Origin of the sequence: Sulfurimonas sp. HSL3-7 (assembly GCF_039645985.1) — a bacterium.
GTDB lineage: Bacteria > Campylobacterota > Campylobacteria > Campylobacterales > Sulfurimonadaceae > Sulfonitrofixus > Sulfonitrofixus jiaomeiensis.
This window is the reverse complement of sequence record NZ_CP147919.1, coordinates 2,177,464-2,198,604: the sequence shown is the minus strand read 5'-3', so window position 1 is coordinate 2,198,604 and position 21,141 is coordinate 2,177,464. Positions and strand designations below refer to the sequence as shown.

Annotated in this window: 18 protein-coding genes and 1 tRNA gene; 8 read left to right on the top strand and 11 right to left on the bottom strand. The window is 48.0% G+C overall.

Annotated features, from left to right (window positions below; all coding sequences use genetic code 11):
- Positions 1–531 precede the first annotated feature (531 nt).
- The 11 genes from galU to gyrA form a co-directional block, all read right to left on the bottom strand.
- Positions 532–1,365, bottom strand: a complete 834-nt coding sequence (gene galU, locus WCY20_RS10925) for a UTP--glucose-1-phosphate uridylyltransferase GalU (protein WP_345975100.1) — start codon at positions 1,363–1,365, stop codon at positions 532–534.
- 242 nt (positions 1,366–1,607) lie between these two features.
- Complete coding sequence (locus WCY20_RS10920; RefSeq protein WP_345975098.1) at positions 1,608–2,591, bottom strand: hypothetical protein; 984 nt, start codon at positions 2,589–2,591, stop codon at positions 1,608–1,610.
- Positions 2,592–2,599: 8 nt separating this feature from the next.
- Positions 2,600–3,733, bottom strand: coding sequence for a polysaccharide pyruvyl transferase family protein (locus tag WCY20_RS10915; RefSeq protein WP_345975096.1), 1,134 nt, complete (start codon positions 3,731–3,733; stop codon positions 2,600–2,602).
- Positions 3,730–4,788 (bottom strand): N-acetylneuraminate synthase family protein, encoded by a 1,059-nt coding sequence (locus WCY20_RS10910; protein ID WP_345975094.1) that lies wholly within the window; start codon positions 4,786–4,788, stop codon positions 3,730–3,732. Before WCY20_RS10910 ends, WCY20_RS10915 begins: the two co-directional genes overlap by 4 nt.
- On the bottom strand, positions 4,785–6,413 hold the full coding sequence (locus WCY20_RS10905; protein WP_345975092.1) for a hypothetical protein: 1,629 nt from the start codon (positions 6,411–6,413) through the stop codon (positions 4,785–4,787). The genes WCY20_RS10910 and WCY20_RS10905 overlap by 4 nt, the downstream gene beginning before the upstream one ends.
- 485 nt (positions 6,414–6,898) lie before the next feature.
- Positions 6,899–6,973, bottom strand: a tRNA-Asn gene (locus WCY20_RS10900).
- Positions 6,974–7,016: 43 nt separating this feature from the next.
- Positions 7,017–7,958, bottom strand: coding sequence for a radical SAM protein (locus WCY20_RS10895; protein ID WP_345978258.1), 942 nt, complete (start codon positions 7,956–7,958; stop codon positions 7,017–7,019).
- An 11-nt stretch (positions 7,959–7,969) separates the two neighbouring features.
- Positions 7,970–9,016 (bottom strand): uroporphyrinogen decarboxylase, encoded by a 1,047-nt coding sequence (gene hemE, locus WCY20_RS10890; RefSeq protein WP_345975090.1) that lies wholly within the window; start codon positions 9,014–9,016, stop codon positions 7,970–7,972.
- Positions 9,017–9,193: 177 nt separating this feature from the next.
- Positions 9,194–9,709 carry a YqhA family protein gene (locus tag WCY20_RS10885; RefSeq protein WP_345975088.1) on the bottom strand — a complete coding sequence of 172 codons (516 nt, stop codon included), beginning with the start codon at positions 9,707–9,709 and terminating at the stop codon, positions 9,194–9,196.
- Positions 9,709–10,740: an aspartate-semialdehyde dehydrogenase gene (locus WCY20_RS10880; RefSeq protein ID WP_345975086.1), complete on the bottom strand. Its 1,032-nt coding sequence runs from the start codon at positions 10,738–10,740 to the stop codon at positions 9,709–9,711. The genes WCY20_RS10885 and WCY20_RS10880 overlap by 1 nt, the downstream gene beginning before the upstream one ends.
- Before the next feature lie 33 nt (positions 10,741–10,773).
- Positions 10,774–13,293, bottom strand: a complete 2,520-nt coding sequence (gene gyrA, locus WCY20_RS10875) for a DNA gyrase subunit A (protein ID WP_345975084.1) — start codon at positions 13,291–13,293, stop codon at positions 10,774–10,776.
- Positions 13,294–13,626: 333 nt separating this feature from the next.
- Between gyrA and WCY20_RS10870 the strand changes: the two genes are divergently transcribed.
- From WCY20_RS10870 to pyrC, 8 genes are all read left to right on the top strand, one after another.
- On the top strand, positions 13,627–14,928 hold the full coding sequence (locus tag WCY20_RS10870; RefSeq protein ID WP_345975082.1) for an ammonium transporter: 1,302 nt from the start codon (positions 13,627–13,629) through the stop codon (positions 14,926–14,928).
- Positions 14,929–15,008: 80 nt separating this feature from the next.
- Positions 15,009–15,347: a P-II family nitrogen regulator gene (locus WCY20_RS10865; RefSeq protein WP_345975081.1), complete on the top strand. Its 339-nt coding sequence runs from the start codon at positions 15,009–15,011 to the stop codon at positions 15,345–15,347.
- 268 nt (positions 15,348–15,615) lie between these two features.
- A complete protein-coding gene (locus WCY20_RS10860) occupies positions 15,616–16,791 on the top strand; it encodes an ammonium transporter (protein ID WP_345975079.1) in 1,176 nt (391 codons plus the stop codon).
- A gap of 25 nt (positions 16,792–16,816) precedes the next feature.
- Positions 16,817–17,440 carry a hypothetical protein gene (locus WCY20_RS10855; RefSeq protein WP_345975077.1) on the top strand — a complete coding sequence of 208 codons (624 nt, stop codon included), beginning with the start codon at positions 16,817–16,819 and terminating at the stop codon, positions 17,438–17,440.
- A 47-nt stretch (positions 17,441–17,487) separates the two neighbouring features.
- Positions 17,488–18,225 (top strand): energy transducer TonB, encoded by a 738-nt coding sequence (locus WCY20_RS10850; RefSeq protein WP_345975075.1) that lies wholly within the window; start codon positions 17,488–17,490, stop codon positions 18,223–18,225.
- A gap of 58 nt (positions 18,226–18,283) precedes the next feature.
- A complete protein-coding gene (locus WCY20_RS10845) occupies positions 18,284–19,642 on the top strand; it encodes a phosphomannomutase/phosphoglucomutase (RefSeq protein ID WP_345975073.1) in 1,359 nt (452 codons plus the stop codon).
- A 3-nt stretch (positions 19,643–19,645) separates the two neighbouring features.
- A complete protein-coding gene (locus WCY20_RS10840; protein WP_345975072.1) occupies positions 19,646–19,999 on the top strand; it encodes a hypothetical protein in 354 nt (117 codons plus the stop codon).
- A gap of 3 nt (positions 20,000–20,002) precedes the next feature.
- A complete protein-coding gene (gene pyrC / locus WCY20_RS10835; RefSeq protein WP_345978256.1) occupies positions 20,003–21,079 on the top strand; it encodes a dihydroorotase in 1,077 nt (358 codons plus the stop codon).
- Positions 21,080–21,141 lie beyond the last annotated feature (62 nt).

Genomic DNA, 21,141 nt, shown 5'->3' with positions numbered 1-21,141 from the left:
CTTTCCTTTATACTTTGTATTATGTAATTTCTTAATTATTCCGCGACTAAAATTTTCACGCCTCAAGGTGGCTTATTCCGTTTCGCCATTTACCTTCTCTGATTTCTTGCCAAGATGCTCTTCGATCTTAGGTATAGCAATAGCATAATGATGATAATTTTCTTTTATTGGCGGGAATTCAAGTTTTTTTTCGAGTAAAAAAACAATTGTTATATTGCCTTTATTAATTACCGGGAATTATAGTTAATACTTCCTTACAAATCGATGATTTGAATAGTTCCGGAAAGTAAATGCAGATATGCTTATGAGTGTGCTTTATATGGGCTTTTATCTTAGCCGTGTGTAGGATCTAGGGGATTGATGTAGTGAAATCAGTGTTAGTTACAGCCGGACTTTTTCGTCAAGATAAAACAGATAGGGTAGACAATCTTGCAAACTTCAGCCTCTTTGCCGTTTGGTAGGTCAGGTCGATCCTTTGGTGACCTCATAAAGTCATTTCCTGTCGTAGACGAGGATGATGCTTTTTAACTTTTAGCCCTTTGATTTATTGTAAAAAAAGTTGGTCGCTTCGACAAAACCGTCGACCGAGCCGCAGTCAAAACGTTTACCTTTAAATCTGTAGGCGAGAACCTTGCCCTGCTTGGCCTGGGTTAGGAGGGCATCAGTGATTTGGATCTCGCCCCCTTTGCCCGGTTTTGTTTCACTGATGATGCCGAAGATATCCGGGGTGAGGATATAGCGGCCGATGATGGCAAGGTTGGAAGGCGCGTCCTGAGGGTCGGGTTTCTCGACCATATCGCTGATCATAAATACCCCGTCCTCGATCTCTTTTCCGTCGATCACGCCGTATTTGTAGGTCTCCTCTTTGGGCACCTCTTCAATGGCGACAATAGAGCATTGGTGTTTTTTGTAGAGTTCCACCATCTGCTGCAGCACACCGGAACTGTTATGGTCGCAGAGGTCATCCGCCAGGATGACGGCAAACGGCTCGTTGCCGATGAGTGTCTCGCCGGTCAGGATCGCATGCCCCAAACCCTTCATCTCGACCTGTCGTGTGTAAGAGAAGGTGCATTTGTTGATAAGTGAGCGGATCTCGGTCAGAAGATGTTCTTTGGACGTCCCTTTGATCTGCTGTTCAAGTTCGTAGGAGATATCAAAATGGTCCTCGATGGCACGTTTGCCGCGCCCGGTTACGACTGCCATCGTCGTAATACCGGCTTCGACAGCCTCTTCGACACCGTATTGGATCAGCGGCTTGGTCAGTATGGGAAGCATCTCTTTCGGCGTCGCTTTGGTTGCCGGAAGAAAACGGGTACCGTAACCGGCTGCGGGAAATAGACATTTTCTGATGGGTGAATTGCTCAAGTCGGGTCCTGGATGATTAATTATATTTAAGTCTGTTATTTTACAGTGTTAAAGCTTGATATTCTATGAGTAGAAGGTAGGCTTTACGGGCTCTGTGGCGGTCTGACGGTTTCTTTCGGATAGGTGAAGAGGCAATAGAGAGTTGTCTCTTTAAGTCAGCTGCCAGTGTCTTAAGATCAAGACCAGGCCAGCGCCGGAGGTGCGATTCTTTGGTGAAAAAGAAAAACGCTAGGCTCCTTTTTTTACTTTATGATGTTGAACCCATTGTTGTTAAAAAAAGCATAATAGTTTTCAACGACCTCGGCTCTTTCGGTCTTGAAAAAGTGTTTACCATCTATGTGAAAAAGCGTAACCTCTGATTCATTGAACATCTGTTTTAATGTATACAGGGCGGTTGAGAAGAAACCGGTGATGTAGCGCGGGTACTCCTGTTTGATCAGAAAGTCAAGCTCTATAGGGTACTTGTTGGTATATATTTCCGCGCGCTCTTGTAAAACGGCAGCTACCGCTTTCGGAATATTTTCATAACGGTGCTTGACATAGATGATCTCTTTACCTTGATAGTGTTTCAGAATTTTTTCCAGATGTTCTATGAAAATATCTTCAGGGATCTCTTTGTTATAGATCGGCTGACCGAGTATGTAGACTTTGTCGCTTTTGCTTTGGGATAGATTGAACTGCTTTTTGAGGTGGGTGAACGCATTTTTGACAATGGTCTCATCCGCTTTCGGCGAAATGTCAAAGAAGGTGAAAAAGTTTAATTTGTACTCTTTGTGCGCTTTGAGGCCAAACATGTTGAACCGTAACAGCTTCATCCTGTCTTTGAACCGAAGCTTACTGTCTTGCAAAAGGGCTTCATGCCGCTTTAGCGTTGATGTGCCGTCATCGACCAGGAAAATCTTTTCGTGCTTGAGATTGGCGATAATGACATTGCTGATACTGTCGATGTCACCCGTGAAGATGTGTTTGAAGTGATAGGCTTTGATCTTTTTGATCAGCTTTACATAATCCAAAAAGCTTGTTTTGGATTTTTTTTCGATATGAAACAGCATCTCCCATTTGTAATCGATCGCATGTAAAACCTCTTGGATCTGCCGGTTATTTGACATGCTTTTTCTGTCGATGATGACAAGGATGTTGTTCTCAAGAGAGAGCGTCTCGATAGCTTCTAAAATGTTGATCAGCTGCAGCGGCGACCGGACAATGTGAAGATTATACATTTTCATGACTCGGCCTATGGCAGCTGCGCTAAAAAGCGCTGCATGATTTTGAAATTACTGTCGATGTTTTTTCTACTGAGCTTGAACCGGTTGAAATCGGCGAGCTTCTCATAATCGAGTTCGCTGATGAGCTGTTTCGGCAGGTGGGTGTTCGCACGGTACCTGTCGTAGTTGATCAACTGGTTGAGCTTTTTAGCCAGGAGGTTGTCCTCATAGTTGTCGAAGGCGTCGATGGTGATGCCGCCGATCACATTTTTGATGGATTTTCCTCGACCGTCTTCATTGAGGAGGATGGAATACCGGGAGATACTGTTCATAAAGATATGGGCATGCACCCGGTAACCGATGTGCAGGTCTACCGTACTGTAGTGTTCTATCAGGTTTTCGGCGCTGCCGGAGATATCTTTATAGGTGATTTTCTGTTCGAGCAGCCAAGTCTCGAACTCTTTCTGTGAGTCAAAAAGACTTCCCGAGACACCCTGATTCCTTTTGGTCGCATCCAGAGAGTGGTGGAAAATCACTTCAAATGTCTCATCAGCAAAATACTCTTTGCATTGCAGGATAGACTCTTTGAGGAGTTTTTCCATACTACGGCTGTGGTTGAAAGCGACGCCGACTGAAAATGAGACTTTTTTGATCGGATAGGGTTCAAAATCTTTGCCGATATGTTGCGTACTGTAGTAGGCCGGACAACCCGTCATCAAAAAGTTTTTATAGTTTTCGGAATGCAGGACATTCAAAGAGTGGTAGTCCCGGACACTCGAGAGATAGCCGGAATTTTCAATTCTCTCAAACAGCTCTTTGGTGGTATCGCTCAGGCCGTAGGTATAGGTGTCGCTCCACTCCCCTGATTTTGAGCTCCATCCGATCCCCATCGTGATGATCGGGACCTTGATATCGCTGAGGCGGCTCATCTTGTAGAGGTTGGGGTACATGTTCGGATGCAGGGCAGGGCCGCCTGTCAAAATCAACGCTCTGGAGTCGTTGACCATTGCAAGAGTCTCTTCATCGAACGGCACCCATCGGTCGAGATCGACGATCTCACGGTCGGGCCGGAACTCTTTAAAGAGCTTCTTGGCCCGGTGTTTTATCAGAAAATCCCCGGCGTTGTTCTTACTGCCGGTCAGAATGACGTAACGATCTTTCATCTGAACATATCCCATTTGATGACATCGTCATCTTTGATATCGACGGTTGCGACCTTGCCGACGACATCATCGATGAACTTCGGGCTGACACCGTGGGCAGGACGTTTGAATGTCAGCATCTCTTCGGTGATAACCCCGCCTTTGGGTATGTCGCCTTGCGCGACCAGGCTTCTTCTGGCATTGGCTCTTGCCGGGGCTTCATCTTCCAGCGCTTCGACTTTAAAGCTTCCCAGGATCTCAAATGTTCTCTCAAGGTTGTTTCTGAACACTTTCAGATCCTCTTTGTCCATGGCGTGGTAGTGGTCGTTGCCCGGCAGTGTTTTGTCGTGTGTGAAGTGTTTTTCGATGATGACGCTTCCCAGCATTGTTGCCATCTCGCACACTTTCATGTCGTGCGGCAGGGTGTGATCGCTGTAGCCGATGATCTTGTCCGGAAAAGCCTGTTTAAGACCAAGGATCATACCCAGGTTGGCATTTTTATCAGGTGTCGGGTAGTTCAGAACGCAGTGGAGCAGGGCCAGGGGATTGCCGTGTTTCTCGATCCAGCTCACCGCCTCCTGGATCTCGCTCAGGCTGCTTGCACCGGTTGAGAGGATAATCGGTTTGTCGAACCGGCACATATACTCGATAAAAGGTTTGTTGGTGATGTCGGAAGAGGATATTTTGTAGACGTCCATCATCTCGTTCAGGAAGTCTGCCGATTCGACGTCGAACGGCGTGCTCATAAACTCGATGCCGACCTGATCGCAGTAGTTTTTGAGCTCCTGCATCTCATCTTTCCAGAAACCCTGGTGTTTTTGAAAGAGTTCGTGCTGCGATTTCGTCGGTTCTTTTGTCGTGTCCCAGTAGGCCGGCGAATCCTTTGATGCAATCGTATCGGCTTTATAGGTCTGGAACTTCACCGCATCGGCACCGCCCTCCTTGGCTTCGTCGACAAGGCGCTTGGCAAGTTCCATACTCCCCTCGTAGTTGACGCCGATTTCTGCGATGACATAGGGGCGGTACAGCTTCGGTTCGTAGGGATTGATAGTTGTAAAAAGTTCAGTTAATTTCATTTGCTCTCCATAAGGTTTTGAATCAGTCTGTTGACCGTTTTTCGTCCGGATTTCAGATCTGTTTTTTTCATGAGATCACTCATGTATTTTCTGCTTTCCGTTGCATTGACCAATGCTATGAAATTTTTATACAGCTCTTCGTCGGTGAGTTTGTAGCCCAACCCCAAGTTCAAGAACCCGAATTCGCTCGAAGCAAAAAAGTGGGTCATCTCACGTTCATTCTGCGCCATGACAATGGCCGGAGTACCGATACTCGCTATCTCATAGGTCGTTCTGCCTGCCGACGTGAAGATCAGGTCGGCTTCAAGCATGTATTGCGAGATATTGGTGACGTTCTCTTTGACGTCGATCGTTGTAAAAGCACGTAAGGAATCATACTCTTTGTAGCCAAACCCTGCGATAACGGTGATGGTTATGCGGTTCGCATTGCAGTAATCGTAGATGGTTTCGATGACCTTCTTCGTGTAGTTGTTCGGGTCAACCCCGCCGAAGGTGACAAGGATGTTCCTGACATCACCGATCGTCTCTTTTTGTCTGGAGTAGATGAACTCGTCCCGCAGGACAAAATAGTCATGGCCGAAAAAGTGATTTTGCAGTATCTGCTTCTCCGGGTAGATGGCATTGATGACAAGGTCCGCTTCTTTGGCACCGTCTCCAAGATCCTCAAAATTAACGACTTGCAGACCCAGATGTTTGAGTGCTGAAATGTAGGCTGTATCGGTGTCAAGCCTGTCGTTGATGATCAGGTCCGGATTGATGGATCTGATGTCGTCGAGGATGTCGGCGTGCTGCTGCATCACGACCGGGTAGTTTTTTGATGCGATCTTCTCGAAAGCCAGCTGGCTTTCGCTGTCTACCAGAAAGGTGACCTGGTGATTCAATATGTCATTGGCGATCAGCAGGGTGTTGTAGACATGGCCCAGTCCGACATCACTGTTGCCTGTGACGAGGAACAGGATATGCTTTCTTCGGAGATGGTATTCGCAGAGGTTCCAGTCTTCATAGGTGTCTATGTCGATCTCTTCGCCGTTACCCAACAGGTACAGTTCGACATTTGTCCCGATGCGGTTGGCCGGGGTGATGATCTCTCTGCGGGTAATGAAAAAACCGCCGGTCTCCGTAAACATGGGTGTTAAATATTGTCTGTTGACCCGTTTTTCATAGTTCGGCAGAAAACGCTCCCCCTCTTTACGCCAGGAGAGGTGGGTGTCGTCTTTGGCGGCGATGACTGTCTCAAGTGCAGGATCGGCAATCATCTTTTCGATGGCACTGTCAAGCGAAGCGGTTTTCAGAAGCGGTGATGTCGGCTGCATCGTGATGATGAGATCATAGGTCTTGTTTTCTGCTGCCTGGGCATACGAATAGCAGGCATGGATGACCGGATCGAGCGTGCTTTTATCATCGGCTATGGAGATGTCACGTTTGTGGATCTTTGCACCGAAACCGATCGCAGTGTTGAGTATTTCATCATCTTCGCTGGAGACATAGACATCGAGCGAATACTGTGAAGCCAGGGCCGTTTTGATGGAGTAGTAGATAAGCGGCTTACCATTCAAAAGCCGTAAATTTTTTCTCGGTATCCCTTTGGAACCGCCGCGTGCCGGTATGACAGCCAAAATATTCATAAACTACTCCGCATCTTTCTCTCATCTGGAAAAGTATGGCTATTATAGTGGTTTTTGCATTCGGTTTGGCTTTGGTTTGAGGTGATAAAAAGAGAGTGCTGATGGAAGAAAAACTTCTTCAGTTATGTTGGGATCGTACTGATCTATGTACTTTTTCATACCTCTGCCATCGGTTCTCAGAAGGCAGGAACTTACTCTTTACGTACATGGAAGAATGAAGTAGACTTCGGCTTTTCTTTTTTTCGCGAACCCGTAATATTTGAATGGCACAATTAAGCTGACAGGCGGTGATCGCGGCGCGCTTTGTCCGTAAATCCGTTGCCGGACAAAATTGGCGAATGTGTTGAAGTCTTGTTGCTTTTATCAATAAATTGAATGGACGATATGTCTTAGCCAGAATCTAATAGGTAAAAAAGGTACAGTTTGGGCGCATTGTTTAAGCCGATTGTTTGTTACCAGAGTGTTTATGGGGTTTATTGTATGAGTGGCTCCGGATACTGGATTCGAACCAGTGACCAAATGATTAACAGTCATCTACTCTACCGCTGAGCTAATCCGGAATATGTTAAGAGGCCGAAATTATAGTGAATGGCGCCTTGAATGTCAAGACTTTTTGCGCTTTCTTTGCACATTTTCTGCCGGAATATAAAATTCCAGTTTCGCCCGTTCGATTTTGATGACTTTTTTGGCATCGATCAGCTCTTGCAATGCTTTTTGTGTTGTTGCGTCAAAGAGTATCTCGATATCCTCCTGTGTCAAAGGACGTTTGTCGAGGGTGTTGATGATCTCCTCTTCAGTGTAGGCTGACTGTACAAACTCTGCATGTTGGCGTGAAGCGATGTTGATAGGCAGGTCAGCGTCAAACTGGGTCGCAATGCTATGGAGTTCGCCATAGGAGATCCCTTCGACAGGGTAGGCCGGCGGCCGGTCGATTGTGCCGATGTCGATGCGCAACGCCTTTATTTTTTTCAGAACGTCATTCAGTGCGGCGATCTCTTCTTTCGTGTCGTTCAGCCCGCGCACGAAAAGGATCTCAATAAAAAGCTTGCCTCGGTAGGCATGTGAAAAACGTTCTATCGCCGAAACGACATCATTGATCTTGAGGGATGGATGCGGACGGTCTATTTTTTTAAAGACCTCCGGCGTCACTGCATCCAGAGAGAGCTTGACCTTGTCAAGTTTTAAGAGGGTATTGAAGACGGCTTCATCGGTCAGTGTCGCACTGTTGGTAAGGATGAGTGTCTCTTTTTCCTCTTTTATCTTGTCGATCTCGTCGATGAGCTGATCCAGGTGGGGGTAAAGGGTCGGCTCGCCGTTGGCGGTAATCGTGATCTCATCGATGTTCCGGTGTTCTTTAAGAGCCGCTTTGAGATCCGTAATGATCTCTTTAACACTAACGACGGTGTCCTGATGATCGACTGTCGCAGCCGGTGCCAGTTCACAGTAAAGGCAGTCAAAGTTGCACTGTTTAAATGAGGGGGAGAGGTCGATACCCAGAGAGACCCCGAATCTTCGGGAGTGGATTGGTCCGAAGATGGTCTTCACCAAAGGCCTTTTTACTTTTTGGAGACGCGCTGGCACTCTTTGACAAAGTGAATCGCGTTTTCAACCGGGACATCCGGCAAGATACCGTGACCGAGGTTAAAGATGTGGCGCTCGCCGCCCATGGTCTCCTGGATGACCTCGACACACGTTGTCGTCGCCTCTTTGGAGTAGAGACGGCACGGCTCCATATTGCCCTGAAGGACATACTTGTCGCCAAGGTACTTTTTAGCCATTGCCATCGGCGTGGACCAGTCGACACCGAAGACGTCAAAATTCCCGTAAACAAGGCCGCGTTCAATAAAAGATGCAACGCCTTTAGGGAACATGATAATAGGAATATGCGGGTACTTCTCTTTAAGATACTCGGCGATCTCGACCATGTACTTCCATGAGAATTCGTCGTATTTGCCCGGTTCGATCGCCGAAGCCCAAGAGTCGAAGATCTGAACGACGTCGACACCGCTCTGGATCTGTTTCTCCATATACAGCTTGACTACTTCGGTCACTTTGGCAAGGATGTTGTGAAGGAGTTCAGGGTTGGAGTAGAGCATCTTCTTGCAGATGTTATAGGTCTTGGTTCCCTGACCTTCGATCATGTAGGTGGCCAGCGTCCACGGCGCACCGGTAAAACCGATAAGGGCTTTCTCATCACCGCGTTCATCAAGTTGTTTACGAAGCAGCTTGATGGTGTCGTAAACGTAGGTCAACTTGTCAGCTGCCTCTTCGCCGCCGATAAGTCTGTCCAGATCCTCCTGAGAAGTGATCGGATCGCTAAACTTCGGACCTTCGCCCTTAACGAAAGAGAGATCCATCCCCATTTCATCCGGGATGACCAGAATATCGCTGAAGAGAATAGCCGCGTCAACGCCGACGATGTCGAGCGGCTGGAGGGTGACTTCAGCCGCTTTTTCAGGGTCGTGGCAGAGGTTGAGAAAGTTGCCGGCTTCGGCACGGACTTTCATGTATTCAGGAAGGTAACGGCCGGCCTGGCGCATCATCCAGACGGGTGTGTACGGTGTCGGTTTGCCAAAACAGGCATCTACAAATATTTTGCTCACAAGTGTCCTTTTTGAGGGGTTAACCTCTCATTTTTATTAATTGTCATTCCGAACTTGATTTACCTAAAGGTATTTCCTCTGGTCCCAAATCTAGCGCTTTATGACAACGATGTTATCATCTACATCGGAGATGTAGTAGATCCCAAATCAAGTTTGGGATGACGAAAGGTATCCTCTTTAATGTTTTCCCACTTTGTTGAGGAAAAAGAGGCCGACAGCGACAGCGGTGATCGAGAGTGCGAAGTAGAGCATCTCCAACGCACCGTTGTATTCGGTGTGACCGACTTTCTGGAAGAAACCGACGACCAGGACCATAACGATGACCTTGGATATCTTGTCTTTGAGTTGATCAAGTGAGTGAATAGCCAGAATCTTACTCTCTTCACCCTCTTTGTCTTTTGCGGCATCAATCTCAGAGATAAACAGTTCGTAGAGGCCGAATGAGAACAACAGCATCACAACACCGATGAGGTAGAGATCGACGGCACCGATGATCCCGCCGACCACATCTTCGTGAAAGTGCTCGGGATGGGCATGGTTCATGTAGGTCGAGATGACGTAGCCTGCCGTTGAGAAGACGTCGATACTGGCGACAGTGAAAAGTAAGACAGCGCCGATCAGCCCGAATATGACGGCCAGAAGAACGATAAAACGCGAGCTCCACAATCCGTTTTCAAAGAGTCTTTCCAACATTACTTCGCCTCTTGCATCTCAACCCATTTCTGGGCGATTCTAACAGCATTGGTCGCGGCGCCGACACGAAGGTTGTCGGCGACGACAAACATGTGCAGGACATTATCGCGATAGAGGTCTTTGCGGATGCGGCCGACAAAGGTCTCGTTCTGATCGATACACTCCGCCGGCATCGGGTATTCGCTTGCCTGAGGGTTGTCGATGACGACGATGTTCGGTGCCTTGGCAAGCAGTGTCCGTGCCTCATTGGCATCGACGGCACTGTCGAAGGTAAGCGTAAGTGTTTCCGAATGGCCGCGGAGAACAGGCACGCGGACACAGGTCGCACTAACCTCGACATCTTTGTGCATGATCTTTTTGGTCTCGTTGACCATCTTGATCTCCTCTTTGGTGTAGCCGTTCTCCTGGAAGACGTCGATCTGAGGGATGACATTCAGTGCGATCTGGTGAGGGAAGCTCTTGTGCTCGGCATCGGAGAGTTTGAAAGCAAAGAAGGCCTGCATCTGGGTCACCAGCTCTTCCATCGCCTGTTTTCCTGCACCCGAGGTTGCCTGGTAGGTGCTGACATCGACACGTTGAAGATCGTAGGCCTCATCGAGCGGTTTGAGCGCCTGCACCATTTGAATGGTAGAACAGTTAGGGTTCGCGATAATCCCTTTGGTCTGCCATTGTGCGATATCCTGCGGATTGACTTCCGGCACAACCAGCGGCACATCCTTGTCCATTCTGTAATGACTGGTGTTGTCGATCACGACAGCACCTGCTTTGGCGGCAAACGGGGCAAACTTTTCCGAAATGGAACCGCCTGCGGAGAAGAGGGCGATATCGATCTCCTCTTCCTCGAAAACCGTTTCCGTCAGCTCTTTGATGACGATCTCTTTGCCTTTAAACTCAACGGTGTTTCCGGCACTGCGGCTGCTCGCCAGCGGAACAAGTTTGTTGAGAGGAAAGTCGATCTCTTCCAAAACACGTAATATCTCTTCACCGACGGCGCCGCTAGCGCCGACAACTGCAACATTATAGTTAGCCATATAGTTTATTCCTTCTCTCTTACTGAGTTGATCTTAAAAAAGTGTGTCGTTGCCCGGCTCGTCGATTGATGGTGGGACCGGAACTTCTTGACTACCCTCTTCATCTTCGTCATCGCTCTCTTTCTCGATCTTCGGACAGCGGGCGATACTGATGACATCGTCACCTTTGACGATATAGACGCCGGAGGTGTTGCGGCTCGATTTTGAGATGGACTGCATATCGACACGGATCATCTTGCCCTCTTTGGTCAAAGCCATCATATCCATGTTCTCATCGACCATCACACAGCCGACAACGCTGCTACCGGTCTTCTGGTTGAGCTTCATCGCGATCACACCTGATCCGGCGCGGTTGGTCAGGCGGTATTCGCCGGCTGTCGTTCGTTTACCGATACCTTTTTCGCTGACCGTCAGGATCTCCTGCTCATCATTGCTGATGATGTTGGCATCGACCACTTTGTCGTCGGCATGTTTGAACTTGATACCGCGGACACCGCGGGTACTTCTACCCTGGTCGCGTGTTTTTTCGATCTCGAACTTGATACACTGCGCTTTTTGGGTCAGAATAAAGAGATACTTGGTCTCAAGCGTTGCGATCTTCGCCGTGATCAATGTGTCATCGTCATCGAGAACGATCGCGCGCACTCCGTTGCTTCGGATGTTAGAGAACTCAGAGAGTTTTGTCCGTTTGACAATACCGTTTTCGGTAAAGAAGACCAGGGATTTCTCATCACTGAAGTCGGTCGTAGGCAGGATAGAGCGGATGTTCTCATCCGGAAGCAGGTTGATCAGGTTGACAACCGCTTTGCCTTTTGCCGTACGTGAACCTTCAGGGATGCGGTAGACCTTGAGCCAGTGCAGCTGACCGCGATCTGTGATGAACAGCAGGGTGTCATGGGTCATACAGGTAAAGAAGTTTTTGATAAAGTCGTCATCGTAGGTGGTGACGGCTGTCTTACCTTTGCCGCCGCGGCGCTGCTTCTCATACTGCGCCAGCGGTACGCGTTTGATATACCCGCGGTGGGTGATAGTGACGACCATCGGCTCGTTCGGGATCAGGTCCTCGATATCGATATCGTCATAGTTGTCTTCAAGCGTTGTACGGCGTTTGCCTTCATAGATTTCGTAGACTTCATTAAGTTCATCAGCGATGATCCCTTTAAGGACCTCTTCGCTTTTGAGGATCGACTCAAGGTATTCGATCAGTTCAAGGACTTCACGAAGTTCATTTTCGATCTTCTCGCGCTCAAGACCCGTCAGCTTTTGCAGACGCATGTCGAGAATAGCCTGGGCCTGGATCGCCGAGAAGTCAAACTCGCTTATGAGCCCCTCTTTGGCCTCTTCAGTGTTTTTGCTTGCACGGATAAGCTTGATGATCTCATCAATGTGGTCAAGTGCTTTTTTAAGACCTTCAAGGATATGCGCTTTGGCTTTGGCTTTTTCAAGATCAAAGATCGTACGGCGGATGATGACTGTTTTGCGGTGATTCAAAAAGTGCTGCAGCATTTCGATCAAGGTAAAGACACGCGGTTCCTGGTTGAGGATGGAGAGCATGATGATACCGAAGGTGGTCTGCATGTTGGTCGATTTGAAGAGGTTGTTCAGAACGATCTCGCTCATCGCTTCGCGTTTAAGTTCGATGACGACACGGATACCTTCGCGGTCCGACTCATCCCGGATCTCGGAGATCCCTTCGATCTGCTTATCTTTGACCAGGTTGGCGATACTCTCGATCAGACGGGATTTGTTGACCATGTACGGCAGTTCGTCGATGACGATAATGTCTTTTTTGCCCTTGATCTCGATATGGGTTTTCGCGCGTACTTTAATACGGCCGCGGCCGGTCTCATACGCGTCCAGGATCCCCTTTTTGCCGAAGATGATACCGCCGGTCGGGAAATCCGGTCCCTGGATGTGTTCCATCAGGTCCGTCAAGGTGGCGTTCGGATTCTCTAAAAGAACGCGAAGTGCCGCGATGATCTCATGCGGGTTGTGCGGCGGGATGTTGGTCGCCATACCGACGGCGATACCCGATGAACCGTTGATCAGCAGGTTCGGTACACGGGTCGGAAGTACATCCGGCTCCTGCGTCGTGCCATCGTAGTTGTCGATCATATTGACCGTCTCTTTATCGAGGTCTTTAAGCATCTCGCCGGCATATTTGGTCATACGCGCTTCCGTATAACGCATCGCTGCCGCGTTGTCGCCGTCGACGGAACCGAAGTTCCCCTGACCGTCAACCAGTTCCATGCGCATCGAGAAAGGCTGGGCCATACGGACCAGCGCGTCATAGACAGCCGTGTCACCGTGCGGGTGGTATTGCCCGATCACATCACCGACGATACGTGCTGATTTTTTATACTTGGCGCCGGCCGACAGGTTCAGTTTGTCCATCGCATAAAGTATACGGCGGTGAACCGGTTTAAGACCGTCACGCACATCAGGCAGGGCACGACCGATGATAACACTCATGGAGTAGTCTAGATAACTCGCTTTGAGGGTGTCTTCGATATTAATATTTTCGATATCGCTATGTTCTAGCATGTCGCTCATTCTGTTACCTCAAAATTTAGGATGTAAAATTGAGTGATAATACAAAAAAATGGCTTAAAGGCACGTCTAAAAGCCATATAAAGCACAATTCATAAATTTAAGTTTCGATTAAAAAAGTTGTAAAAGCCATATTTTGGAAATATAGTGCATTCTGTGAAGGTGTTTCAGAAGGTAAAAACATTACATATGTACAACTATATATAATATAGGCACAACGCTACAGGGTGAAAACAATATACACTAAAAAGTGATTAAAAAATAGGCAGGATTGGCGGCTGTGCATAACAATTTTATTTTATACTAGCAACTGAAATTAACTAAAAAGGAGTAAGAATGAAAAAGTTCTTATTGGCTCTTCTTCTTTTGCCGACATTCGTGTTTGCAGAAGATACACTCAACACAGGTGATACCGCATGGATGATGGTTTCAACAGCATTTGTACTATTGATGACTCCGGCAGGTCTTGCACTTTTCTATGCAGGTATGACACGTAGCAAAAATATTGTGAATACGTTCGCAATGGTCTTAGGTGCATTTGTTGTCGCTTTTGTTGTATGGGTCATCGCTGGTTACTCGATCGCGTTCGGTACAGCAGATAACGCAACAGTGCAAAATGTATTCGGTGGTTTAGGTAATGTTATGCTTAGCGGAATCGCATGGAATGACTTGAGCGGCAGTTACCCGGCTTACGTGTTCATCGTGTTCCAGGGTACTTTTGCGGCTATTACTGTTGCAATCGCTGCGGGTTCAGTGATTGAGCGTATTAAGTTTTCGACGTGGTTGGTGTTTGTAGCCGTATGGGGACTTGTTGTTTATGCTCCGATTACACACATGGTGTGGGGTGGAGACGGTGCACTGCTTTTTGATGCCGGTGCACTTGACTTTGCCGGTGGTACAGTTGTACACATGAATGGTGGTCTTGCCGGTCTTGTTCTTGCTTACCTTGTCGGTAAACGTAACGGTTACCCTACTGCAGCGATGAAACCTGCAAGTGTTATCCTGACAGCAGTCGGTGCAGCACTTCTATGGTTCGGTTGGTACGGATTTAACGGTGGATCTGCATTTGGTGCAAACGAAATTGCCGGTCTTGCTTACATGACGACAACGATCTCTGCTTCTATTGCTGCAATCACATGGATGGCTCTTGAGTGGTTCGTTTACAAAAAGCCGACACTTCTTGGTGCGGCTACAGGTGTGATCGCCGGTCTTGTCGCTATTACTCCGGCAGCTGGTTTCGTTAGCGTCGGCGGTGCATTCGCTATCGGTATCATCGGTACTATGATCGCTTTCTACGGTGTTGTTGTAATGAAGAAGAAACTTGGTTATGATGATTCTCTTGATGCATTCGGTGTGCACTTCCTTGCAGGTCTATGGGGTGCTATCGCAACAGGTATTTTTGCTCTTAACGATCAAGACCTTCTTTGGGACGGTCCGCTTAAAGCAAGCGGTGACCGTATGGGACAACTTTTTGTTCAATTCGAATCAGTCCTGGTTGTTGGTCTGTTTACCCTTATCGGTACGGTTGTAGTCTACTACATCGCAGTATTATTGACAGGTGGTAAACGTGTAAGCGAGGATGATGAGTCTATGGGTCTTGACGAATCGGTACACGGTGAGCGTGGATTCAACCTGTAAGGGTTGGTCTTAGCCATACTCTAATATGGTAAGTGTATAATACACTTACGATATTACAAAAATTATCAGGAGATAAATTAATGAAAAAAGTAGAAGCAGTTATTAAACCGTTCAAATTGGAAGATGTCAAAGATGCACTTGCGGAGATCGGTATTACCGGTATGACGGTAAGCGAGGTCAAAGGCTACGGCCGTCAAAAAGGTCACAGCGAGCTTTACCGCGGTGCAGAGTATGTTGTGGACTTTCTTCCAAAGATCAAAATGGAGATGGTCGTAGCGGCTGATCAGGTTGACGAAGTGGTCAATACGATCGCCGAAGTAGCCGCAACAGGCAAGATCGGTGACGGTAAGATCTTCGTTAGCGATATCGCTAAAGTTGTTCGTATCAGAACAGGCGAAACAGGTCCGGACGCTATTTAATCCGGCTTCAGAACATTTGTTCAACTCTAAGTCTGCCTCTGCGCACATAAGCAGTGCGCTATCGGGCAGGCGGCCCAACCTACACTTATTATCAATGCTACCTTGTTTTTCTTTTTTACTTTAAGATTGTATCGATTTCAGAACTCTTCACAATATTTACCCCTACTTCCCCTTACCCCTATCAAGTTTAAACCTTATTCTATTAAAATTATAAAATATTTACGCTCTATCAAAATTTTATAGACGTATTAAAAAAACAAGGTTTTTCATGCTCGAATCCGATTTTACTTACATTATCGACACCTTTTTTACGCTTTTTGCGATGACTCTGATCATCTTCATGGTCCCCGGTTTTGCTATGCTCGAAGCAGGGCTTGTCCGTACAAAGAATGTGACGTCCGTATTGACGATCAACACGATGATCTATGCGATCGCCTCTTTGGCTTTTTTGCTTATAGGCTATAAATTTGCCTTTGGCACATGGGAAAAAGAGGGGATGAGCATGTGGGCGGCTTTTATGTTTCAGATGGCGTTTGTCGGTAAGACGATCAATATCATGAGTGGCGGTGTGAGCGAGCGTGTCCGCATTATTCCGCTGGCGATCTTTACCGTTATTATGGGGGCTTTGATCTATCCGATGATCGTCAACATCTCCTGGGGTGCTGATTTCCTGGACGGCACTTTTCTGGACCTTACGATGTATGACCTTGCCGGTTCGACCGTGATCCACTCGACCGGCGGTTGGGCGCTGTTAGCGGCTATTATGATCATCGGTGCGCGTAAAGGACGTTATGTCGGCGAAAAGATCCGTGTTATTCCTGCATCGAATATCCCGTTGGTTGTTTTGGGTGCCTTCCTTCTCTGGATCGGCTGGTTCGGCTTCAATGGCGGTTCGGTTGGTTCAATTTCTTCCAAAGAGAGTGCCGACGCGGTGGCATTGACGATCATGAACACCAATACGGCAGGTCTGGCGGGCGCCATTTTTGCAGGATTGCTTATGTACCTGCGTTACCGCCTTTTCGATATTACGATGGTCTTGAATGGTGCGCTTGGCGGTCTTGTCGCTGTAACAGCGGGACCGGACCTGTATGATATCTATACACCGATTCTGATCGGGGCCGTCGGCGGTACTTTGGTCGTTTTTGCCGTTCCGATGTTTGATAAACTGCGTTTGGATGATCCCGTCGGTGCCCTGTCGGTTCACCTTGTTAACGGTATTTGGGGAACGTTGGCCGTGGGTATTTTTGTTGAAAGTGTCTCTTTTATGGACCAGCTCAAAGGTGTCGCGGTGGTTGCCGGTACCGTCTTTCCTCTCTCTTATGCGACGTTGTTTGTCATCAATAAACTGGTAACGTTCAGAGCGGAGGATGATATGCAGGTCGAGGGGATGGATGTCGGTGAGTGCGGGGTCGAAGCATACCCCGAATTCAAACGTGCCATCTAAGTAAAAGTTCCAGCTTCGGCGCACCTTGCGCAAAAGTTTTGCTCTCGGCGCACAGCAGTGCGCGGTCGGCAAAACGTTTTCCACAATCTACACCAAATCTGAAACTTTTTTAAAGTTCAGTTTTGATTTAGATGAGCTACGTCATCTTTCTATAATCCATTCACCATTCACCATTCACCATTCACCATTCACCATTCACCATTCACCATTCACCATTCACCATTCACCATTCACCATTCACCATTCACCATTCACCATTCACCATTCACCATTCACCATTCACCATTCACCATTCACCATTCACCATTCACCATTCACCATTCACCATTCACCATTCACCATTCACCATTCACCATTCACCATTCACCATTCACCATTCACCATTCACCATTCACCATTCACCATTCACCATTCACCATTCACCATTCACCATTCACCATTCACCATTCACCATTCACCATTCACCATTCACCATTCACCATTCACCATTCACCATTCACCATTCACCATTCACCATTCACCATTCACCATTCACCATTCACCATTCACCATTCACCATTCACCATTCACCATTCACCATTCACCATTCACCATTCACCATTCACCATTCACCATTCACCATTCACCATTCACTCTTCTGCCGCTCTAACGCTTCTGTAACACTTCTCCCTGTATAATCCCTTTATGAAATTCCGCATGACAAAATCTTTTTTGTACTCTCTTTTTTTACATTTGACAATCGTTTTGCTGGTTATCGCGCTTGTCTGGGTGAGCAAAAGCGAAGAGAATCCTCATCATGAGAAACGGTGCAAGATCATGCTGTCGCAGGTCTGTGCCTGTGTGCCTGAGGAAACAGAGGCACAGCCTCCCGTTGTAAAAAAACAAAAAAAGCCGCAGCCCAAGAAAAAAAGTGTGGAAAAAGAGCATAAAAAGAGCGCCCCCTCACCTGTTGTTGAGGAGAAGGCCGCAGTTGTCGATGAAACACCGCCTGAGATGACAGAAGCAGAAGAAGAGACGCCGGAGGAACCTGTCGAAGCAGAACCGGAGATGATCGAGATGGCTGAAGCTGACGATGGACAGGAGGATGAATTGCTTATCGTCTCTCCTCCGCCGGCTTCGAGCAGCGTTGCCGAAGTGCAAGAGGTCTCGCTGGAAGATGCCTATATCCAGGAGCATATCAACGAGATCATGGCACTGCTCAAAAAGAACCTCTACTACCCCCGTATAGCGAGAAAACGCGGCATCGAAGGAAAAGTGCTTGTTCGGTTCGAACTGTTGGCGAATGGTGACATTGAAAATATTACGGTTCTTGAGACGGAGCGGGAAATTCTGGCACGTGCCGCAGTGACGACAATTGAGCGGCTGGAGGGGAAGTTTCCTCTGCCCAAAGAGATGTTGACCTTGAGTGTGCCGATCGTCTACCGACTCCATTAATGGCACCTCTAATCATATTTAAACTATAATTTTAATGAAATTTTGACAAAGGCTGATTGTGAGCATTTACAGAGAATACGACATTAGAGGTATCTTCGAGAAAGAGTTGAACGAAGATACGGTCACAAAGATCGGGTTTGCCCTTTCTGCACATATAGAAGGTGATTATGTCGCTGTCGGTTATGATGCGCGGGCGCATTCGCCGGTTCTTTTTGAATACCTGGTGGCAGGTCTCAACGCAGGCGGCAAAACGGTCTTGGGGATGGGATTGGTCCCCACACCGGTGAACTACTTTGCCAACTATCAGGCGTTCGACGGCGTTACTCCGACGGCGTCGATCATGATCACCGGTTCGCATAACCCCCCTGAGTATAATGGTTTCAAGATCACCATCGGTCAAGCCCCTTTCTTCGGAGAGCAGATCTATGCGCTCGGTCGGGAGATCGATACGATGGCGTTTCCGTCCAAAGCGGAGCGCCGTGTCAAAGAGATCGATGCGCTTGAACGCTATAAAGCCTACATGATCAGAGAATTTGCACATCTCAAAGGGATGAACGAGCGTATCGTCTATGACTGCGGAAACGGTGTCGCCGGCGTTGCCATCAAAGATATCTTTGACGGGCTGGCGCTTAATGCCAAAGGGATCTATGTCGATCCCGACGGGACCTTCCCGAACCACCATCCCGATCCGTCTGATGAACACAACCTTGCAGACATTAAAAAGCTGTTGGAAGAGGAGGGGGATATCGCCTTTGCCTACGACGGCGATGCCGACCGTATTGCTGTATTGACGCATCAGAACAACATCAAGGGTGATCAGATGGCCTTGCTCTATGCCATGAAGATCGAGAACCCGACGGTGATCGGCGAAGTGAAGTGTTCGCAGGTGATGTATGACGAGTTTGCGAGACGCGGTGTCAATGCGGTGATGTACAAGACGGGCCACTCCAACATCAAAGTGAAGATGAAAGAGCTTGACGCCGACCTGGCGTGCGAAGTGAGCGGCCACATCTTCTTTAAAAACCGTTACTTCGGTTATGACGATGCGATCTATGCAACGCTGCGTATGCTAGAGCTTATCCAAGACGGCATCGATCCAGATGCGGAACTTGCAAAACTGCCCCAGGTCTTTTCCACCGAAGAGATCAAGGTCGAAACAACCGAACAGGAGAAGTTCAAATTGATGGATGCCGTCAAAAATGCGTTGAAGCAGCCCCCTGAAGATTTCCCGCATATCAAGGATATTATCGAAGTCGACGGTGTCCGGGTCATTTTTGACAAAGGGTGGGGACTGGTACGTGCCAGCAATACAACGCCGGTACTCGTAACCCGTTTTGAATCAACAGAACTGTCGGAAGCAAAGCGCTACGAAGAGGCCTTGAACCGGTTAATCGACAGTGCGAAAGAGAGTCTATAACCGATGCTGTTTTATCCTACCCTGTTTCTGGGTCTGCTCTATTTCAAGATCTTCCGCGTACGCAGAAAGCTGGAAAAAAAAGCCGTCGGCACAACACTTGAAGGGTTCTTTGCCAACACGGCTCTTGCCGTAATCGTTTTATTCGGCTCTCTCAGCGAACCCTGGTACCTTCTGCTCACTACGGTGGTCGGGATGAATATTATGGCGTCTCTTATGGTCACCGCGGTACAATTGGGTATCTTCATTGACGGAAAACCGCTTCTTGGCCTGTCTCAGCTCTATAAGGTGATGCCGTTATTGGCCATGGTCGTTATATCGGGTTCTGTCGGAACCGTAACAATAAACTATTTAGGATAGATGATGAAAACACACTCTTTACTGATGCCTCTGGATATGCATGTTCACCTGCGTGATGGCGAGATGCTGCAGAATGTAGCCAAACTCACTTCGTATACCTTTTCGGGCGCCGTGGTCATGCCGAACCTGGTACCGCCTGTCAAGACCAGAGAACAGGTCAAAGCTTATAGAGAACGCATTATGTTTGCATGCGGTCTGGGGATCAACGAGGATGAGATCGAAGACTTTTCCTTTGACGAGGATGAGGACGAAGCGCTCATCGGCGGCGGCGATTTCGAACCTTTTATGACGATTTTCTATGACAATTACAGCGAAGAGTATCTGGAAGAGGTCCGGGATCTCATTTTCGGGATCAAACTCTACCCGGCAGGTATCACGACCAACTCGGAAGGGGGCGTGAAAGATTTTAACCTTGAGGCGATGCGGCCGACACTGGAAGCGATGGCACGTATGGATATCCCGTTGTTGGTGCATGGCGAGACGGCCGGCTTCGTGATGGACAGAGAGAAGGAGTTTATGAGTATCTATGAACTGCTGGCGAGCAATTTTCCCGATCTTAAGATCGTGATGGAACATATTACCACCAAAGCAGCGGTTGATCTGCTCGATAAGTTTCCGAACCTCTATGCGACGATCACGGTGCACCATCTGCTTATCACTCTTGACGATGTGGCAGGCGGTATGCTGCAGCCGCACCTTTTCTGCAAGCCGATCGCCAAGCGTCCGGAAGACAGAGAGGCACTGCTGGAGCTCGCACTGAACGCCCATCCGAAAGTGATGTTCGGTTCGGACTCCGCACCGCACCCGCAGCATGCAAAAGAGTCTTGCGGATGCGGTGCCGGCGTCTTTACCGCACCGATCGCACTGCAGCTGCTTTGCGAACTTTTTGACAAACACGGCAAACTTGACAATCTTCAGAGCTTTGTTTCGGACAATGCGCAGAGCATCTACGGCATCTGTCCTGAGTTCAAAGAGGTTGTCTTGGAAGAGAAACCATTCACTGTTCCTGCCAAATACGGCGATGTCGTGCCGATGTATGCCGGCAAGACCATCGGCTGGAGCATAGAAGACGTACTCTAGAGAAAGCAGGAAGATACATGATTGACGTCTATGCCCATCACCGGATTGCTACTGCGTTGCAT